Annotated in this window: 18 protein-coding genes; 3 read left to right on the top strand and 15 right to left on the bottom strand. The window is 62.7% G+C overall.

The genetic code is table 11. From position 1 onward, the window contains the following. Together P0M12_RS14305 and P0M12_RS14300 are read left to right on the top strand one after the other, a co-directional pair. A complete protein-coding gene (locus P0M12_RS14305; RefSeq protein ID WP_277377869.1) occupies positions 1-1254 on the top strand; it encodes a MurT ligase domain-containing protein in 1254 nt (417 codons plus the stop codon). Then, complete coding sequence (locus tag P0M12_RS14300) at positions 1247-1960, top strand: hypothetical protein (RefSeq protein ID WP_007731510.1); 714 nt, start codon at positions 1247-1249, stop codon at positions 1958-1960. Before P0M12_RS14305 ends, P0M12_RS14300 begins: the two co-directional genes overlap by 8 nt. A gap of 6 nt (positions 1961-1966) precedes the next feature. Here the strand turns inward: P0M12_RS14300 and P0M12_RS14295 are convergent, their stop codons facing one another. From P0M12_RS14295 to P0M12_RS14245, 11 genes are all read right to left on the bottom strand, one after another. Next, positions 1967-3130 (bottom strand): low temperature requirement protein A, encoded by a 1164-nt coding sequence (locus P0M12_RS14295; protein ID WP_047271595.1) that lies wholly within the window; start codon positions 3128-3130, stop codon positions 1967-1969. A 66-nt stretch (positions 3131-3196) separates the two neighbouring features. Next, positions 3197-4324, bottom strand: a complete 1128-nt coding sequence (locus P0M12_RS14290) for an acyl-CoA dehydrogenase family protein (protein WP_277377868.1) — start codon at positions 4322-4324, stop codon at positions 3197-3199. Position 4325: 1 nt separating this feature from the next. Continuing rightward, complete coding sequence (locus P0M12_RS14285) at positions 4326-5531, bottom strand: acyl-CoA dehydrogenase family protein (RefSeq protein ID WP_047271591.1); 1206 nt, start codon at positions 5529-5531, stop codon at positions 4326-4328. A 17-nt stretch (positions 5532-5548) separates the two neighbouring features. Then, positions 5549-7759, bottom strand: a complete 2211-nt coding sequence (locus tag P0M12_RS14280) for an acyl-CoA dehydrogenase (RefSeq protein WP_277377867.1) — start codon at positions 7757-7759, stop codon at positions 5549-5551. Positions 7760-7786: 27 nt separating this feature from the next. Then, entirely contained in the window at positions 7787-8917 is a 1131-nt protein-coding gene (locus tag P0M12_RS14275) for a steroid 3-ketoacyl-CoA thiolase (protein ID WP_277377866.1), read from the bottom strand. After that, complete coding sequence (locus P0M12_RS14270; RefSeq protein WP_042447783.1) at positions 8914-9768, bottom strand: SDR family NAD(P)-dependent oxidoreductase; 855 nt, start codon at positions 9766-9768, stop codon at positions 8914-8916. The genes P0M12_RS14275 and P0M12_RS14270 overlap by 4 nt, the downstream gene beginning before the upstream one ends. A gap of 1 nt (position 9769) precedes the next feature. Continuing rightward, a complete protein-coding gene (locus P0M12_RS14265) occupies positions 9770-10978 on the bottom strand; it encodes a DegT/DnrJ/EryC1/StrS aminotransferase family protein (protein ID WP_277377865.1) in 1209 nt (402 codons plus the stop codon). Positions 10979-11010: 32 nt separating this feature from the next. Then, positions 11011-12192: a lipid-transfer protein gene (locus P0M12_RS14260; protein ID WP_030535711.1), complete on the bottom strand. Its 1182-nt coding sequence runs from the start codon at positions 12190-12192 to the stop codon at positions 11011-11013. Beyond that, complete coding sequence (locus tag P0M12_RS14255; protein WP_047271582.1) at positions 12189-12602, bottom strand: acyl dehydratase; 414 nt, start codon at positions 12600-12602, stop codon at positions 12189-12191. Before P0M12_RS14255 ends, P0M12_RS14260 begins: the two co-directional genes overlap by 4 nt. After that, the gene (locus P0M12_RS14250) at positions 12599-13027 is read right to left on the bottom strand and encodes an OB-fold domain-containing protein (RefSeq protein WP_054781277.1); all 429 of its coding nucleotides are present in this window, start codon (positions 13025-13027) and stop codon (positions 12599-12601) included. The genes P0M12_RS14255 and P0M12_RS14250 overlap by 4 nt, the downstream gene beginning before the upstream one ends. Next, entirely contained in the window at positions 13024-13602 is a 579-nt protein-coding gene (locus P0M12_RS14245) for a MaoC family dehydratase N-terminal domain-containing protein (protein ID WP_054188606.1), read from the bottom strand. Before P0M12_RS14245 ends, P0M12_RS14250 begins: the two co-directional genes overlap by 4 nt. A 65-nt stretch (positions 13603-13667) precedes the next feature. On the opposite strand from P0M12_RS14245, the gene P0M12_RS14240 reads away from it, so the two are divergent. Continuing rightward, positions 13668-14381: a TetR/AcrR family transcriptional regulator gene (locus P0M12_RS14240; protein ID WP_172827063.1), complete on the top strand. Its 714-nt coding sequence runs from the start codon at positions 13668-13670 to the stop codon at positions 14379-14381. On the opposite strand, the gene P0M12_RS14235 is transcribed toward P0M12_RS14240, so the two are convergent. The 4 genes from P0M12_RS14235 to P0M12_RS14220 all read right to left on the bottom strand — a co-directional run bounded on the left by P0M12_RS14235 (position 14368) and on the right by P0M12_RS14220 (position 17467). Then, complete coding sequence (locus P0M12_RS14235; RefSeq protein ID WP_007731537.1) at positions 14368-15840, bottom strand: MFS transporter; 1473 nt, start codon at positions 15838-15840, stop codon at positions 14368-14370. The two genes, P0M12_RS14240 and P0M12_RS14235, sit on opposite strands and share 14 nt — an antisense overlap. Before the next feature lie 86 nt (positions 15841-15926). Then, positions 15927-16496 carry a TetR family transcriptional regulator gene (locus P0M12_RS14230; protein ID WP_042447770.1) on the bottom strand — a complete coding sequence of 190 codons (570 nt, stop codon included), beginning with the start codon at positions 16494-16496 and terminating at the stop codon, positions 15927-15929. Beyond that, a complete protein-coding gene (gene recR / locus P0M12_RS14225) occupies positions 16496-17116 on the bottom strand; it encodes a recombination mediator RecR (protein ID WP_003943917.1) in 621 nt (206 codons plus the stop codon). The genes P0M12_RS14230 and recR overlap by 1 nt, the downstream gene beginning before the upstream one ends. 12 nt (positions 17117-17128) lie before the next feature. Then, positions 17129-17467, bottom strand: a complete 339-nt coding sequence (locus tag P0M12_RS14220; RefSeq protein ID WP_003943929.1) for a YbaB/EbfC family nucleoid-associated protein — start codon at positions 17465-17467, stop codon at positions 17129-17131. Positions 17468-17547: the final 80 nt, after the last annotated feature.

The raw sequence follows: 17547 nt of genomic DNA, 5'->3' as shown, positions 1-17547 counted from the left end.
GTGGGAACTGGACTATCGATCACAGCGCGCGGAAAGCTCGCCATGCGAGCTGCCGCAGCAGCATCTTGGGCATCGCAGAAGGCCGGTCGCGGCAAGGGTTCGATGATCGGCGGGCTGATCGCCCTCAAGATCGACCCGACGCTCATGACTCAGCTCGGACGCGGCAAGCGCACCGTCGTGGTCACCGGCACCAACGGCAAGTCGACGACCACGCGTATGACCGCCGCAGCGCTCGCGACACTCGGTGACGTCGCCACGCAGGCCGACGGCGCCAACATGGATGCCGGGATCGTGGCCGCCCTGGCCGCGCGTACCGATGCGACGCTGGCGGCACTCGAGGTCGACGAACTGCACGTCCCCCACGTAGCCGACGCCGTGAACCCGGAAGTGATCGTGCTGCTCAACCTCAGCCGCGATCAACTCGACCGGGTCGGCGAGATCAACATGATCGAACGGAAACTGCGCGCGTGCGTCAACGCGCATCCGAATGCGGTGATCGTCGCCAACTGCGACGACGTACTGGTCACCTCCGTGGCATACGACGCCACCAACGTCGTGTGGGTTGCTGCCGGCGGCGGTTGGGCCGGCGATTCCGTCAGCTGCCCGCGCACCGGCGAACCCATCGTGTGGGAGGGAAAGCACTGGCGCAGTACCGGTTCCGACTTCGCGCGGCCCGAGCCGACCTGGTGGCTCGACGACGACAATCTCTACGGCCCCGACGGCCTGAAGATTCCGATGACGTTGACCCTCCCCGGAAAAGCCAACCGCGGCAACGCAGCTCAGGCCGTAGCGGCTGCAGCGGCTTTGGGTGCAGATCCGGTCGGGGCAGTTGCCGCCGCATCGACGGTTCAAGAAGTCGCAGGTCGATACAGCACCGTCGAGGTCGGACCGCACTCCGTTCACATGCTGCTCGCGAAGAATCCCGCCGGCTGGCAGGAAGCGCTGTCGATGATCGATCCCACGGTGGACGGTCTGGTCATCGCGGTGAACGGTCAGGTGCCGGACGGCGAGGACCTCTCCTGGCTGTGGGACGTGAGGTTTGAGCACTTCGAAGGTGTCAAGGTAGTGGCCGCCGGTGAACGCGGAACAGATCTGGCAGTTCGCCTCACGTACGCGGGCGTCGAGCACACTCTCGACCCGGACCCGTTGCGCGCCATCGCTTCCTGCCCTCCCGGACGTGTGGAGGTACTGGCGAACTACACGGCCTTCCGTGACCTCAACACTGCCATCGCGAAGGAGTCTCGCAATGTCTGACTCGACAGTTCGCATCGGTCTGGTACTCCCCGACGTCATGGGCACCTACGGCGACGGCGGCAATGCCCTGATCCTGCGTCAGCGTCTGCGGATGCGCGGCTACGACGCCGAAATCGTGGACATCACCCTCAGCGATCCGGTCCCCGATTCGCTCGACGTGTACACGTTGGGTGGCGCCGAGGATTCCGCTCAGCGCCTCGCAACGCGTCACCTCGCGAAATACCCTGGTCTGCAACGCGCCGCAGAGCGTGGCGCACCGGTTCTGGCGATCTGCGCTGCCATTCAGGTGCTCGGCAACTGGTACGAAACCTCCAGCGGCGAACGCGTCGACGGTGTCTCGATGCTCGACGTCACGACCTCGCCGCAGGAGAAGCGTTCCATCGGCGAAGTCATCACGAAGCCGCTGATCGACGGACTCACCGCGCCCCTCTCGGGGTTCGAGAATCACCGCGGCGGAACAACTCTGGGTAGCTCAGCCTCTGGATTCGCACGTGTCACCCATGGTGTCGGAAACGGCGTCGGTGACGGATTCGAAGGCGTCGTGCAGGGTTCGGTGATCGGGACGTACATGCACGGACCCGCTTTGGCTCGCAACCCCGAACTCGCGGACCTCCTGCTCATGCGCGCCTTGGGTGTGAACGAGCTTGAACCCCTGCATCTGCCCGAGGTCGACAAGCTCCGCAAGGAGCGACTCGCGATTCGCTGACCCGGTTCAGACGGTTTCGGATTTGCCCTCGGTCAGAATCAGTTCCACGGCCAACAGCGCGGCGCAGGCCAGTCCCGCGACCAGTTCGGGCACCGCGGTGTAGGTACCACCGAGCACGACGACTATCGCGACCGAGAACGGCACGAGGGTGCGTACCGAGGAGTCGTGTAGTCGAATGTGGATGAACCACAAGGCGGCAAGGATGACCGCGACCGGAACGGTGACGGCAGCACCCGTCACCAACGCGCTGCCGTCACCGTGATGAGTCCAGAAGTCGACGCGCGAGGCCAACCCCGCACCGATGGCGGCAGCGGCGGCGAAGATGAAGTAGTGACCGAACCCCCAGACGAAGGGTGAGACGTTGTCACCGCCGATCACTTCGCCTGCATTGCGTTGGAAGTACAACCACCACAGGCTGAAGACAATCAGAATGCCGCCGATCACGACGTAGGTGACCTGCGCTGCCGGATGCTCACCGTCGACCGCGTCCTGAATCGCGATGGTGGTCGAAAGGATCGTCTCGCCCAGAACGATGATGAAGAACAACGAGTACCGCTCCGCGATGTGATGCGGGTGCCACGGCGTCATGCCCGGCTTCTCCGACCAGATCGGTACCGCGAATTCGCACAGAACCAACACCAGGAACGTCGGGACGTAAACGGCGGACGGCACGAAGTAGAAACCGATCCAACCGATCTGGACCAACACGATTCCGAGAGCGTATCGACGCGCCGTGAGCGCATGCTCGGGGTCGTTCCGCGAGACCCTGAGCCATTGGATGACCAGTGCTATTCGCATGATGACGTAGCCGACGATGATCAGCAGGGCGTCGTCGTTGAAGAAGCGGACGATGCCGGCTGCAAGGACCAGCGATCCGAGGATCTGGAATATGGTCAGCAGCCGGGCGATTCCGTCGTCGTTGTCGTACGCCGAGGTGAACCACGTGAAATTCAGCCACGTCCACCAGATCGCGAAAAACGCCATCGCGAAGTGCCCGACGCCCGAAGCCGCGTGCCCTTCGCTGATCGCGTGGTGCAGGCCGGTGGCCGCTTGAGCGACCGCCACGACGAAGCAGAGGTCGGTGAGCAGTTCGAGCGGCGTCGCCACCCGGTGCGGCTCGTGCGGGTCCCGCGGAACCAACGGCCTGATGAACGAACTGGTGCGATTCACGAAGGGCAGAGTAGCGCGATGATTGCCGACGCGCTGCCCGTGACTGGAACCTGTCGTCTCAGATATTCACGCCGACGCCCCGATCTGGGCTCGGATCTCCAACTGATCGGCGAGTTCGGCGCCTATCGCCCCCGCGCTCCCCAAAGTGAAGGCGATCTGCCGTCCCCACAGGAAATAGCGGTGAATCGGATAGTCGACATCCGCGCCGATTCCGCCGTGCATGTGCTGGGTCGCGTGCACCACGCGCAAACCGCCGCGCGACGCCCACCATTTGGCGACCAGCGCAGCCGCTTCCGCTTCACTCTCGACTCCGCTGTCCATCAGCCAGGCAGCGCGGTGGGTGGTCAATCTTGTGCTCTCGGTGTCGAGGTACGCGTCGGCGGCCCGGACGGCAACTGCCTGGTTGGTCGAGAGTGGACGACCGAATTGCACTCGCTCGGAGGTGTATTTCGCCGTCATCGCCAGCGCTTCCTCGCAGACGCCGGTAGCCAGGGCCGCAAGAGCCACCCGTGCACGCCGCAACGTCCAGTCTCGAACCACCGCGCCGTCTGCGGGAAGTGCGTCAGCTGCAGTAACCGCAACCCCATCGAACTGCACAGCGCTGTTGCTCTCGCGGTTCGTCACCTGTAGCGGCGTACGCACCAGCGCATCCCGGTCCGTCGGCACGATCATGACGCTGACACTGCCGTCCGGCATCGTCACCGGAACCACCAGCGCGGCCGCGAACTCCGCGGCAGACACGGAGTCGGCGCGGCCTGACAGAACCCAACCGTCAGGCGCCGGCTCGGCGCGAACCGCCGTCTCGGCGTTGTAGCCGGTGTCGAAGGCGCCGGTGACGATCACCGAGCCGTCGAGCAGTCCCGGAAGCCACGACGCTTTCTGCTCCGTACTGCCGAACTCGGCAATCGGCAGCGCTGCCGTCGAAATCACCGACCAGAGCGGCACCTGGGCGACCCGGCGGCCTTGTTGTTCGAGCACCGCTGCCAGGCCTAGCATTCCGAGTCCCGCTCCCCCGACTTCCTCTGGCAGAGGAATTCCCAGAACGTCGGAGTCGGCGAGGAGCTTCCACAGTTCGGCGTCGAAACCGCCGGCGCCCTCTACTTCCCGCAGTCGGTCCACTCCGGACTTCGCCGAGAAGATCGATTCACTCAGATCCCGCACCGCGGACAAGTTGTCGTCGAATTCGAATTCCATGTCAGCTCTTTTCGTTCTGTGCAGCGGGTCGGCGACGCGCAGCAAGCGCCATGCCCAGACATTTTGCGGCGACGATTTCACGCATCACTTCGTTGGTACCACCGCCGAAGGTGTTGTTCTGGGCGCGTCGACCCAGGTTCTCGACCCGCCCTTCCAGTACCGCTCCGGGTGTGCCGGGGCGCAGTAAGCCCTTGGCGCCCAGCACTTCCTGCAGCATGCCGTACGCACTGACGACAGCTTCGGTACCGAAGATCTTGGCCGCGGCCGAATCCCCGCCGCCCAAGGTGTTGGCGGCGACGTCCGCCACCAGCCGTAGGTTCATCAGGTCGGCAGCACTGAGCAGCGCGTAGACTTCCGCCAATTTCTCACGTACCCAGCCGATGTCGTAGACGTGGCCGTCACCGGCGGGTTCGGTCTTTGCCCATTCGACCACCTCGGCAAAGAGCTCGTTGGCTATACCACCGCGTGCCGCCAGGGCAACACGTTCGTGGTTGAGCTGGTTGGTGATGAGCTTCCACCCTTGATTGAGCTCACCGACGACATTGGTGATCGGCACCCGAACATCTTCGTAATAGGTTGCCGAAGTGCTGATTCCGCCCACGGTATGAATTTCGGTGACCGAGAACCCCGGCGAGCTGGTCGGTACCAGGACCACGGAAATGCCCTGATGCGTAGGCGCGTCGGGATCGGTGCGAACGGCAAGCCAGACCCAGTCGGCAAACACACCGGCGCTGGTGAAGATCTTGTTGCCGTTGATGACAAGCTCGTCACCCTCGATGCGGGCGCGTGTTTCGAGGGCCGCGAGATCGGTGCCCGCATTGGGTTCGGTGTAGCCGATGGCAAAGATCAACTCGCCCGCCAGGATCGGACGCAGGAAGAAGTCCTTCTGAGCTTGCGTCCCGTGCTTGATCAGAGCGGGTCCGACGGTGTTCAGCGTGACCAGCGACAGCGGCGCATTGGCGCGAATCACCTCGTCGTAGAACACGTACAGAGCTTCGGGGTTCTCGCCCCGACCGCCGAATTCCTCCGGCCACCCCAAGCCCAGCCAACCGTCTTTACCCATCCGGCGCAGGATGCGATCGAAGACGGGGCCGCCTTCGGTCTGATCCACGAGAGCACGGCGGTCTTCGTCGTTGATGATCTCCGCGAAGTACGCCCGCAATTCCTTGCGCAGAGTCTTCGACTCCTCCGACAAATCCAAGTACATGGTGAAACTCCTAAGATCTACGAACGCGGCAGGCCGAGTACGCGCTGCGCGATGACGTTGAGTTGAATTTCGACGGTTCCGCCGCCGAACAGAATCGAGGGAAGTCCGATGTGGTCTATCGCGTAATTCGCCGACGGGTCGACAACGGCGGCACGAGGTCCGAGCAGTCGCAACAGGTCCCGCGAGCCCTCGCGCTGCGCCAGGGCGTTGTACACCTTCGACACGCTGATCTCGGCGCCCGGTTCCTGACCCGCCAGCCGCGCCGACACCCCGCGCAGATTCATCGCGGACAGTGCCAACTCACGAGAGAGACTGCGGCCGAGGCCTTCCACTGCATCTTCGCGGGGGCAGTCGTGGCTCGCGTCGGCAATCACCTGACGGAACAGTCGACTCGAACCGTGGTGCAGCGTGCTGCCCATGCTCAAGCGTTCGTTGGACAGCGTTGTCGCAGCCAGTTTCCACCCTTGCCCCGGTTCGGCCACCAGGCAGTCGTCCGGGACGAAGACGTCGTCGAGGAATACCTCGTTGAATTCCGACTTGCCGGTGGCTTGTTTCAGCGGACGTACGTCGATGCCTTTCGAGGTCATGTCGACCAGGAAGTACGACAGCCCACGATGTTTCGGAGCGTCGGCGTCCGAACGCGCCAGGCATACTCCCCAATCGGCCTCGTGCGCGCCCGAGTTCCACACTTTCTGACCCGACAGGACCCAGCCACCGTCGACCTTGCGCGCTTTCGTGCTCAGGCCGGCCAGGTCTGATCCCGCGCCAGGCTCACTGAACAGCTGGCACCAGATGATGTCGGCGCGCAGCGAAGGCTCGACGAACCTGTCCTGCTGCTCGGCGTTGCCGTGTTCGAGAATCGTGGGCAGCACCCATTCCCCGATCACCGTGGACGGTTGAGCCCAACCTCGCATCGCGAATTCGTGTGCGATGACGGCCTGTTCTCTCGGTCCTGCTCCCAGCCCGTACGGCGCCCGATAGTGCGGGGCTACCAGTTTGGCGTCGGCAAATCGGGCGCGTCGAGCGCTCCCCTTGGCCGGCGCCCAACTGGCGCTGGTGGTTCCGTCGTCGGGCAGCAGCGCAACCTCGTCCAGAACCCTGCGAACCTGCTCTCGTAGTTCCGGCAGCATGTCCGGGTCGACAAAGGAGAAATCCCGTTCCGAATCGGCGGACCGGTCTCCCAACGTGTGTGCCCACTTCACCTCGGATCCCGCCACCGCAGCGATACTGATTGCCCGGCGCCAGTACAGATGCGCGTCATGCTCCCAGGTGAATCCTATTCCGCCGAGCAACGTGACACATTCGAGGGCGTTCTCGATGCCGACGGGCAAAGCGGCCAACGCAGCTTGAGCCGAGACAAGTCTGTGCTGATCCTCGTCGTGCTCTTCGGACCGAGCGGCGTCCCACACTGCGGCACAGGCAATCTCGGAGCGGACCAGCATCATGGCCGCCTTGTGCTGAACTGCCTGGAAGCTTCCGACCGGACGGCCGAACTGCTGCCGGGACTTCACGTAGTCGACCGCGGTGCGTAGCGCCCACCCGGCGATACCGCTCGCCTCCGCAGCCAACACCGTGTTGACGATCAGTTCGACTCGGTGCGCCTGGAGACCCTCGACGATCAGCCCAGCGTCGACCTTGTGATCGGTCAACGTCAGCGTCCCGATCGAGCGTGTCAGATCCACTCCGTCTTCGACCTCCACCGCAGCGGAAGACGACTGCTCGAGCCGGAACCACAACTTGCCGTCGTCGCTGTTCGCTTGCACGAGAACGACATCGGCTCCGGGTAGACCTAGAGCCGGGTCGGCAGAACCGCTCACGGTCCACCCTGCATCGCTGCGAGCCGCGCGCAATCCCACGCCGGTGCAGACTGCTCCGGTTGCGCCGGTGGCCAATTCGATCAGCATTGATTCCGCAGCCGGGCCGGCAGCTTTCGCGAGGATCCCACTGGCGATGACCGTCGGAACGTACGGTCCCGGGTAAAGCGCATCACCCAATTGCTCGACTACCACCGCCAGTTCGGCAAGCCCTGCCCCGTCACCGCCGTACTGCTCCGGCAGGTGCACTGCGTGCAGTCCCTGACGGACCAATCCATCCCACGAGTCCGGCCGATCACCGGCGGCGTACCGCTTGACGTTGCTCCGCGTATCGGCGATTCCACCGAAGCGGTTCGCGAATGCGGCTACCGCTTCCGCCAGGTCACGGTGATCTTCGAGCAGGGGCAGTGCCATGGCAGGTTCCTCAATCTTCGGTTCTTGTCAGATGCGTTCGAGAATCAGGCAGGTTGTTGCGGCGGACGCGCAGATCGCGATCAGTGCGATGGACTTGTCCCGACGCTCCAGTTCGTCGATGACATTGGCCAACAGTCTGATTCCGGTTGCACCGGCCGGGTGGCCCAGCGCGATTGCACCACCGTTGACGTTCAGCAATTCGGGATCGACGCCGTGAACCTGCGCGAACGACATCGGTACCGAAGCAAATGCCTCGTTGACCTCGAACAGGTCGATGTCGTCGATCGTCAGACCGGTGCGGCCGAGCACGATGTTTGCCGCGTCCACGGGACCGTCGAGCATGAACTCGATGTCTCCGCCGATGACGCACTGCGCCAATATCTTTGCCCGCGGCCGCACCCCGAGCATCCTGGCTCGATCCTCGGACATCAGCAGAGCGGCACTCGCACCGTCCGAGACCTGCGAAGACGTTCCAGCGGTGTGCAATCCGCCCTTTTGAACGGTGCGCAGCTTCGCGAGCCCTTCGAGACTCGATTCGCGCAGACCCTGATCCCGATGGACCGGAGCGTCAGAGCCCGGAGCGACCACATCGATGATGTGCGAGTCGAAGCGTCCTGCCTCCCATGCTGCTGCGGCTCGCTGCTGCGAGCGCAGCCCGAAGGAGTCGAGATCCTCGCGGCTGAAACCGCGCTTGACAGCGATCCGATCGGCCGCGGTGTACTGGTCGACGGTATCGAGTGACCACGACTCCGGACGTGGTGTTCCGAGGCCGGTACCCACCTTGTAGGTGAGTGGTGCCCGCGACATCAGTTCCACACCGCACGCCACACCCACGTCGACTGCACCGATGGCAATCTGCCCGGCAATCAACTGCACCGATTGCTGCGCGGTTCCGCACTGCGCGTCGATCGTGGTGCAGCCCGCTTCCAACGGAAGGCCCGCATGCATCCAGGACGTACGCACGATGTTTCCGAACTGCTCACCGAGAGGCGTCACACAGCCGCCGATGACCTGGTCGACCGCGCCAGGATCCACGCCCACCCGATCCAGCACGCCTTTCTGCGCATAACCCAACAGTTCCGCCGCGTGGACTCCGGACAGCCAACCCTCACGCTTGCCGAACGGCGTTCGTGCTGCGTCCACGATGACGGGCTTCATGCCAACTCCTCGGTTCGTAATGCTGGGTTCTCCGGTAATGCTGCGCCGTCCAGACCACGCACGGTCAGGGACCACTCGTCGATCAGGTCCAAGCTGACGCTCGAGCGCGCGGTGAACTCGGTGTCGCAATCACACAGCGCTGTGACCGCTTCCACCATTTCTTCCATAGATTCGACCTGATCCGGCCGGATAGTCTCACCGACCAGGACTCTGGCGCCCTCACTGAGCACCGCTGCCCGCGGTTGAACCGTGTTGACGCGAACCCCCTGGCCGTAGAGTTCCACGCCCATGCCGTTGCTCATCCTGTTGAGCGCTGCTTTGGACGCGCCGTACACGGTCATGGCAGTTCCCGGTTCGACCCACGTGAACGGCGGGCCATGCCACGGTTTGACGGTGCCACTGGACACGTTCACGATCCAGCCGTATCCGTTTGCCACCATCCCCGGCACCACGGCTTGCATCAGATCGAGCGGTGCATGGACATTTGCCTCGAACATCAACCGTCGCCGCCGCAGTGGGTAATCCGAGAGCGGCTGATAGATCGCCGCTGCCGCGTTGTTCACCAGGATGTCGATCGTCCCGCCAAGCTTCTCGATCGCCAGCGGCACAACGGTGTCGCGCTGCTGCTCGTCCGTCAGATCTGCGACAACTATCTCGACTTTGTTTCCGTACTTGGCAATTCGAGCCGCAGTCTCTTCGAGACTGCCCGGCAGGGTTGCGTGTGCACCGAGCGTCCGGGCCACGAGAGCGACGTCAGCGCCTTCCGCTGCCAGCCTCTCTGCGACGCCTGCACCGATTCCGCGGCTGGAACCGGTGACAAGCGCTCGGCGTCCTTCGAAGCGATCGGTCATGCTACTTCCACTTCGCGGCGAAGCGATTGATGCTCTCCGCAATCCGAGCAACTTCGCCGTCACGCAAACCGTGGCTCATGCCGAGTGTCATGCCGCGGGCAAAAACTGCGTCCGCTTCCGGCAAACCTTCGGCCGGCTGGCGAAATTCGATGTTGTTCATCATGGGGTGACGAGTGACGTTGCCGCTCCACACGGTTCGGGTGTCGATGCCGTCGGCCTCGATGGCTTCCTGCAGGTCGCTGCGCGTGAAGGGGGCGTTCTCGTTGATCATCACCGGGTAACACAGCCACGCCGTGTTGAGACCGTCGAGTTCTACCGGCGTCGTGAAGAATTCAGGATGGGCGCCGTATGCCGCCGTGAAGGCCGCAAATGTTGCCTTACGCGTCTTGTAGTTCTGTTCCAGCTTGTCGAGCTGCACGACGCCGTAAGCTGCGCCGAGTTCGGAGGGCTCGAAGTTCCACGACATGAGCTCGAAGATGAAGTCGTTGTCGTAGTCGACGCCGTCGAGTTCTTCACGGAAGACTCGGCCGGACTTGGTACTGCCGAACAGGTTCGGCTCGCTACGACGGCCCCAGCGGCGAAGCAGCAAAGCCTTGTCACGGCTGGCTTCGTCGTCGACGCACACCATTCCACCGGTTCCCGCGCACGTGATGATGTGTGCCATCGAGAAACTGGTGACGACGATGTCCGCCCGAGACCCGGTGGGAGTACCGCGGAGCGTGGCGCCGATCGCGTCACACGAATCCTCGATCACCTTGAGTCCATGGCGATCAGCGATATCACGAATGACGTCCCAGTCCGGGCAGTTGCCGGCGAGGTTCGGCATCAGGATGGCACCGGTCTTCTCGGTGACCATTGCCTCGATCTTGGTGACGTCGACGTTGAACGTGTTGGGTTCCACGTCCACGAACACCGGCACCAGACCGGCACGCACGATCGGTGCGATATCGGTGGAGAACGTCAACGGCGACGTGATGATCTCGCTTCCCGCAGGCAGTCCAAGCAGCTCGACTGCCAAGTACAAACCCGAGGATCCCGAGTTGCACATGACGCCGAACTTCTTGCCGGCCAAGGCCGCGATACGTTCTTCCATCTCGAAGACGTTCTTGCCGATGCGCAATCCTTGATGCCCGCTGCGCAAGACGTCGACAACAGCCTGTATTTCTTCCTCGCCGTGGGTGGCCCTGGCGTAGGTGATCCGCTCGCTCATCTTGTTCCTGCTTTCTCGAATAGGCGGCAGATTCAGCGATCTGCCGAGAGGACGAGCGCACTGTGCGGGACGGGAGAGCCGCCGGTCACGAGCACGTTGTCCAGAGTTTTGGTGGGTTGATTGGTGGAGGTGCCGCGGATCAGGCGTACACCTTCGGCAATGCCGTTGACGCCGTGGATGTATCCCTCACCGAGTTGGCCACCGTGGGTGTTGATCGGCAGGCGACCGTCCAGCTCGAGATTCCCGTCGGCGATGAAGTCTTTTGCCTCACCTCGACCGCAGAATCCGTACTCCTCGAGTTGAAGCAGAACCATCGGAGTGAAGGCGTCGTAGAGAATTGCGGCATCGATGTCGTCCGGGCCGATACCGGCCTGGTCCCACAGTTGGCGCGCCACGAGTTCGACTTCCGGCATGCTGTCGATGTCGTCGCGGTAGTAGCTGCTCATCGAAATCTGTTGCGGACCTACACCTTGCGCAGCGCCACTGATGACCGCAGGTTTGTGCGGCAGGTCGCGGGCGCGCTCCGCACTGACGATCACCAGCGCCTGTCCGCCGTCACTTTCCTGGCAGCAGTCGAGCAGGCGGATGGGATCGGCGATCATGCGTGAGTTCTGATGGTCCTCGATAGTGATCGGGCGTTCGTAGAACCAGGCCTTGGGGTTGTTCGCCGCATGCTTGCGTGAGAGGACCGAGATCTGGCCGAAGTCGGCGCTTGTTGCCCCGTACTTGTGCATGTACAGCTTGGCGAGGAAGGCTTCCTGCTGCGCCGGGGTCAGAAGCCCGTACGGGTTGATCCAGTTCCGATACTCCTGGTCCGTCGACGCGTTGTACGCAAAAGGTGGCGGGCCGGCGCCGAATCGGTGACCTGATCTTTCGTTGAAGGCACGGTAGACGACCACAACGTCGGCAACTCCGCTGGAGACGGCAAGCGCTGCTTGTTGAACCGGTGCGCAGGCACCGCCGCCGCCGTGTGGAATTCGACTGAAGAACGTCAATTCCGGGATCCCGAGGGCGCGTGCGACCGCAATCTCAGGATTGTTCTCCATGGTGAACAGCGCAAATCCGTTCACCTCTTCTGCCTCGATGTGCGCGTCGTCGAGTGCGGCGATCACAGATTCGCACGCCAACTGCCATTCGCTGCGGCCGGAGTTCTTGGAGAACTCGGTGGCGCCGATTCCGGCGATGGCTGCTTGCCTCGAAAATCCTCGTGTCATGCGATTACCCTTTCCACCGGTTCGAGAGTCACGTCGGCCGTCACGTGTGTTCCGCGGGCGTTTTTCCCGAGAACCGTCACGGTGAGCGCCCGGCCGTCTGTGGCGGTGACCTCGCCGGTGAATGTCATGGTGTCTCCGGGAAAGTTCGGAACACCAAGCCGTAGTGATGTTTTGACGATCCGTGACGCCGGGCCGGACCAGTCGGTGATGTAGCGGTCGATGAGCCCGTTGGTGGTGTTGATGCTCATGAAGATGTCGGGAGTTCCGCGATCCTGTGCCTTGCCCGGATCGTGATGCACGTCCTCGAAATCCTGAGAAGAGATCGCGGTGGCGACGATCAGCGTTCGATCCAACGGCAATTCGAGGCTGGGGAGGACCGAACCCACTTCGCAGTCAATCAGTTTCGTCATTGCACCGAACCCCGTCGCCTCAGTTGCGGCAGCATCTCGCCGTGAGCGTGCTCGGAGAAGGTCACTTCGAGTTCCATGCCGAATTCGAGTTCCTCGTGATCGATCCCCGCGATGTCGGCAACCAGACGCGTGCCTTCTTCGAGATCGACGAGTCCGACGGCGAGTGGGTACTCGAAAGCAGGATCCTTCGGGTGATGGATGACCGTGAAGCTGTGCAACGTGCATCGCCGCGTGGATTCGACTGTGTCCCAACTGAACGAGCGGCATTCCGGGCAGGCGGGCGCTGGCGGGTGGCGCAGAGTCTTGCAATCCGCACACCGTTGGATCTCGAGGCGACCCTCTTTGGCCGCGGAGAAGAAGAAATCGTTGTCGTCGGTGACGGTGAGTCTCGGCACCGCGGTGTGGCGGGAGCCAGTCTCGCTCATGCGATTACCTCCTGGGCTTCGGGCTTGGTATCTGTCTGGGCATCTGGTTTGAATCTGAGCAGTCGAAAGCGCTCTTCGACCAGCGTCTTTCCGTCCTGGTCCACGTACTTCTTGAACAGAGTGATGAAGCACCCGTGACCGAGAGCCGTCTGTTTGAACGGCGAGATCGCTTCGATGGTGAAATGCGCGGTGACGTGGTCACCGGGGCTCAGCTCCGCGAAATACTCCTGCTCGACGTTGGTCGCGACAACGGAGGTGTATCCGGCCTCGTCCAACAGCGCCAGCAGTCGTGAATAGGCGAAGTCCTCGGAGACTCCGTCGGCACGAAGTTGCTGGACCTGCCGATAACGTCGGTAACCCGCCATCACCCAGGTCGAGATCATGGCGGGCGGACAGACGACGTCTCGACGACCGGTACTGCGAGCGGCTTCGGCGTCGACGTAGATCGAGTTGCGGTCGTCGTGTGCCTCGACCCAGTTGCGGATCATCGCCTCGTTGACGGCGTAGCGGGCGACGCGGGGTGGTTCGGCCTCTGCGCCGATGAAATTCGGAAACTGCGTCTGCAGGCTCTGCACTGAAATCCTCCGTGAACGAAAGTTGAGCAAGCGCTTGATTTTGAAGCTAGCATAGGAATCCGGAAGTGGAAACACGCGATCTCACCGACGAATTGGTTCGAGCCGGAGCTATCAGGCAGGATTGCGCTACGTTCGACGCCGGCAGCCCGGCACCCCCGAAACCCTGCCCTGAGCAGGACCGACAACCAGTGGAGATTTCAGTGGCATCACCAGATCGTCGGGAGAAGATCCTGGAGAGCTCAGCCGAGCTGTTTGCCAGAAAGGGTGTCGCCACCACGACCGTTCGCGAGATCGGCGACGCCGCCGGTGTGTTCTCGGGCAGCCTCTACCACTACTTCAAGTCGAAGAATGCGATAGTTGCCGAGCTCATGCGCGGCTTCATCACCGACATTCAGCTCCGCTTCGATCAGGTTGAGAAGACGGCAAACGACCCCGAGGAAGTCCTGCGCGGCTTGATCCGCGAGACGCTGGTCGTCATCGAACTACACCCGCACCCGACGGCGATCTACCAGAACGATCGGGCTTATCTTCGCGACAACGATCTCCTGCAATCCGTCGACGGGCCTTCCCGCCAAGTCCGCGAGCATTGGATGAAAGCGATTGCCGAAGGCGTCGATCAGGGAATCTTCCGCAAAGACGTGGCACCGGAAATTTTCTATCGATCGGTACGAGACACCTTGTGGTCGACAACGCATTGGCCGGATCGCCAGAAGTACACCACCGACGAGTTCGCGGATCTGATGATCACGCTCTTCCTCTCGGGATTCAGGGTCGCCTGACCAGATCCGGCAAATCCAGATGTTTCGGGGTTCGTCCCTGCGGCAACAGGATCGACACCGCGAACACGACCACCGCGCAGCCCGCGCACACCAGGTAGGCGACGGAGAATCCGGTCCACGACGTGGAATGTTCCGAACCGCTGATCACGAATGCAGCGAGAATGGTTGCCACCGTCGCACTGCAGATCGTGCTTCCGGACGTCCGCAGAAGTGAGTTCACCCCGTTGGCAGCCGCCAGTCGCTGACGAGGTACGGCAACCAGAATCAACAGCGAGAGCGTGCTGTACACGATGGCAGTCCCGACCGCTGTGATACCCAGTGCTGCAACCACTCCCCACAGTGGCTTACCGGCAACGGCGTGAATCCCGTACCCGCCGGCGAGGAACACGGCGCCGGTCAACATCGCGGTCCGTGAACCGAAGCGGTCGGTGATACGCACCGCAACCGGTGAGAACAGCACCATCGCGATACTCGCCGGAATCTGGCAGAGCGCTGCCGCGATGATCGACAGGCCGTACCCGGCACCCGGCCCCTTCATCCCCTGCAGCAGTTGTGTGGTGATCAGTGTGTTCCCGAAAAACGCGAACCCGACCAGCAGAGCCGCCAGATGCGGGATCAACACCGCACGTTTCACGAGAGCACGGACGTCGACCAGCGGATTGACGTTGCGCCGCTGTTGAATTACCCAGAGCGTGAACAGCACCGCCGACGCGGCCAGCATGGAGATCACCGCTCCACTGGTCCACCCCCAACTCGACCCCTGAGTGATCGGCACAAGCAGAGCAATCATCGCGGCGCTCAGACCAACCGCCCCGACGCCGTCGAATCTTCCCGACGGATTCGGCTCGGACTCTCGAATGAACAGCACCGCAGCAAGAGTCACGGACAGCCCGATGGCGGTGGTTACCCAGAACAGGACGTGCCAGTTCGAGTACTGCGCGATCATCGCAGAAAACGGTATGCCCAAAGCGGTTCCGACGCCGAGCGTCGAACTCATCATGGCCACTGCGCCATTGACCTTGTTGCGTGGCAATTCGTCACGGAGCATGGAGATTCCGATGGGGATGACTGCCGACCCGGCCCCCTGCAACGCTCTCGCGAAGATGAGGACAGCGATGTCCGACGACAGCGCACACAACATCGAGCCGAGAGTCATCATCGAGAAAGCAACCAGAAGCATCTTCTTCTTGCCGAACATGTCGGCGAGCCGGCCGAAGATGGGAGTGACGACAGCGCCGACCAGCAACGTGACGGTCACCAGCCAGGACACGGCCGTGCGTCCAGCGCCGGTGAAGTGCGGCAACTCCGGCAGCAGTGGAACGATGACCGTCTGCAGAACAGCCTGGAACACTGCGGCGGCGACAACGATGGGGAACAGGAAGCGGGAGCGCGGCTGCGCGAGTCCCGCGTCGGAGGTGGTGACTGCAGGCGTGCCCGGCGGACGGTCGAGCGTCGTCACCCCACACCGCCTGTTCTCACTAGGTAAATATCCGTTCACCTACATTAGGTGAACGGATATTTACCTAGCAAGAATTGTGACGCCGCTCACCCGTCGAGCAGCTTTTGCACCAGCGGTGCGTACAGCGCAACCACCTCGTCCTGGGTGCCGGTGGCATGGCCGGCCATCATCCGTCGGCGCATGATCGCCACTCCGACCACCATCGACATCGCCAGTTCCGCGCGCAATCTCGCGTCGGGGCCGGACAGGCGACCGGCGAGGGTGTCGATCATCTGCGTCGAATAGTTCTCGCGCAGCTTGCGGTTGCTCTCTTCACTGACGCCGCTCATGAACAACAAGCTCATGGACAGCGGCTTGTACGACTCCAGCGGCTTGGTGAACAGCGAGACCATGCGCTCGCCGAGCGAGTCGTTCGGGGCGTCGAAGACCGTGACCGCCGCTGCCCGGAAGTCGACCAACTCGTCGTACAACTGCTCTTTGGAACCGAAGTACTTGATGATCAGAGGCGCGCTGACGCCTGCGTCTTCGGCGATGTCCTTGAGCGTGATTTCGCGGTACGGCCGAGTCGCGAATGCTTTCCCGGCCGACGCGATGATCTGCGCACGCGTCTGCTCGGACGTACGACGCACCTGCTGACCTTGCTCCGTGCCGCTCATCAAGCGTTCCGCGACAATTCACGACGGCCGGACAATGCCCGACCCAGCGTCAACTCGTCTGCGAATTCGAGATCGCCACCCATCGGAAGACCCGAAGCCAACCGAGACACCGTCAGCCCCGGAATGTCTCGCATCATGCGAACGAGATAGGTAGCTGTCGCCTCACCCTCCGTGTTGGGGTCGGTGGCGATGATGACCTCGGACACGTCGACGCCGTCCTCCTGATTTGCGATGCGAGCCAACAACTCCCGGATACGCAACTGGTCAGGCCCGATCCCCGAGAGCGGATTGAGCGCACCGCCGAGCACGTGATAACGACCCTTGAACTCACGGGTGCGCTCGACGGCCTGGACGTCCTTCGGTTCCTCCACGACGCAGATCACCGTGCGATCGCGACGTGCGTCGGCGCAGATGCGGCACTTCTCCTGATCGGAGACAGTTCCGCACACCGTGCAGAACTGAACGCCGTCACGGATGCGCTGCAATGCATTTTTCAAACGGTCGATCTCGGGAGGCTCCACGGAGAGCAGGTGAAAAGCGATGCGTTGAGCGCTCTTCGGCCCGACTCCGGGAAGCTTCCCGAGTTCGTCGATCAGATCCTGAACCGGACCTTCGTACACGCGTTCTCGTTTCTAGAAGCCGGGGAGACCGGGAAGGCCTCCGCCGAGTCCGCCGGCCAACGGGCCGAGCTTCTCAGCAGCGACTTCCTGTGCCTTACGCGAAGCGTCCTCGATCGCGCCGATCACCAGATCCTGCAGCGTCTCGACATCTTCGGGGTCGACGACCTTGGGATCGATCTGCAGACCGACAACCTCGCCGGTGCCCTTGACCGTGGCGACAACCAGTCCGCCACCGGCCTGACCGGTCACTTCGGCCTGAGCCATTTCCTGCTGCGCCGCCATCAATTGCTGCTGCATCTGCTGAGCCTGAGCCAACAGAGCAGACATGTCGGGTGCTCCACCTGGTTGCACGAGCGGTCCTTTCTACAGAGTTATCCCCACCAGCGTAGTCGGTGGGCGCTACCGTGAGCGGGTGCGCCGGAACCAGTCAG

Source organism: Rhodococcus sp. RCBS9 (assembly GCF_029457415.1).
Lineage (GTDB): Bacteria > Actinomycetota > Actinomycetes > Mycobacteriales > Mycobacteriaceae > Rhodococcus_F > Rhodococcus_F qingshengii.
This window is presented reverse-complemented; position numbering and strand designations above follow the sequence as displayed.

Bases quoted from the DNA above. Each gene is read 5' to 3' on its own strand.
- P0M12_RS14265 (WP_277377865.1), bottom strand. From the start codon at position 10,978: ATGAGCGAGCGGATCACCTACGCCAGGGCCACCCACGGCGAGGAAGAA.
- P0M12_RS14250 (WP_054781277.1), bottom strand. From the start codon at position 13,027: ATGAGCGAGACTGGCTCCCGCCACACCGCGGTGCCGAGACTCACCGTC.
- P0M12_RS14275 (WP_277377866.1), bottom strand. From the start codon at position 8,917: ATGAAGCCCGTCATCGTGGACGCAGCACGAACGCCGTTCGGCAAGCGT.
- P0M12_RS14260 (WP_030535711.1), bottom strand. From the start codon at position 12,192: ATGACACGAGGATTTTCGAGGCAAGCAGCCATCGCCGGAATCGGCGCC.
- P0M12_RS14230 (WP_042447770.1), bottom strand. From the start codon at position 16,496: ATGAGCGGCACGGAGCAAGGTCAGCAGGTGCGTCGTACGTCCGAGCAG.
- P0M12_RS14280 (WP_277377867.1), bottom strand. From the start codon at position 7,759: ATGGCACTGCCCCTGCTCGAAGATCACCGTGACCTGGCGGAAGCGGTA.
- P0M12_RS14285 (WP_047271591.1), bottom strand. From the start codon at position 5,531: ATGTACTTGGATTTGTCGGAGGAGTCGAAGACTCTGCGCAAGGAATTG.
- P0M12_RS14255 (WP_047271582.1), bottom strand. From the start codon at position 12,602: ATGACGAAACTGATTGACTGCGAAGTGGGTTCGGTCCTCCCCAGCCTC.
- P0M12_RS14290 (WP_277377868.1), bottom strand. From the start codon at position 4,324: ATGGAATTCGAATTCGACGACAACTTGTCCGCGGTGCGGGATCTGAGT.
- P0M12_RS14270 (WP_042447783.1), bottom strand. From the start codon at position 9,768: ATGACCGATCGCTTCGAAGGACGCCGAGCGCTTGTCACCGGTTCCAGC.
- P0M12_RS14300 (WP_007731510.1), top strand. From the start codon at position 1,247: ATGTCTGACTCGACAGTTCGCATCGGTCTGGTACTCCCCGACGTCATG.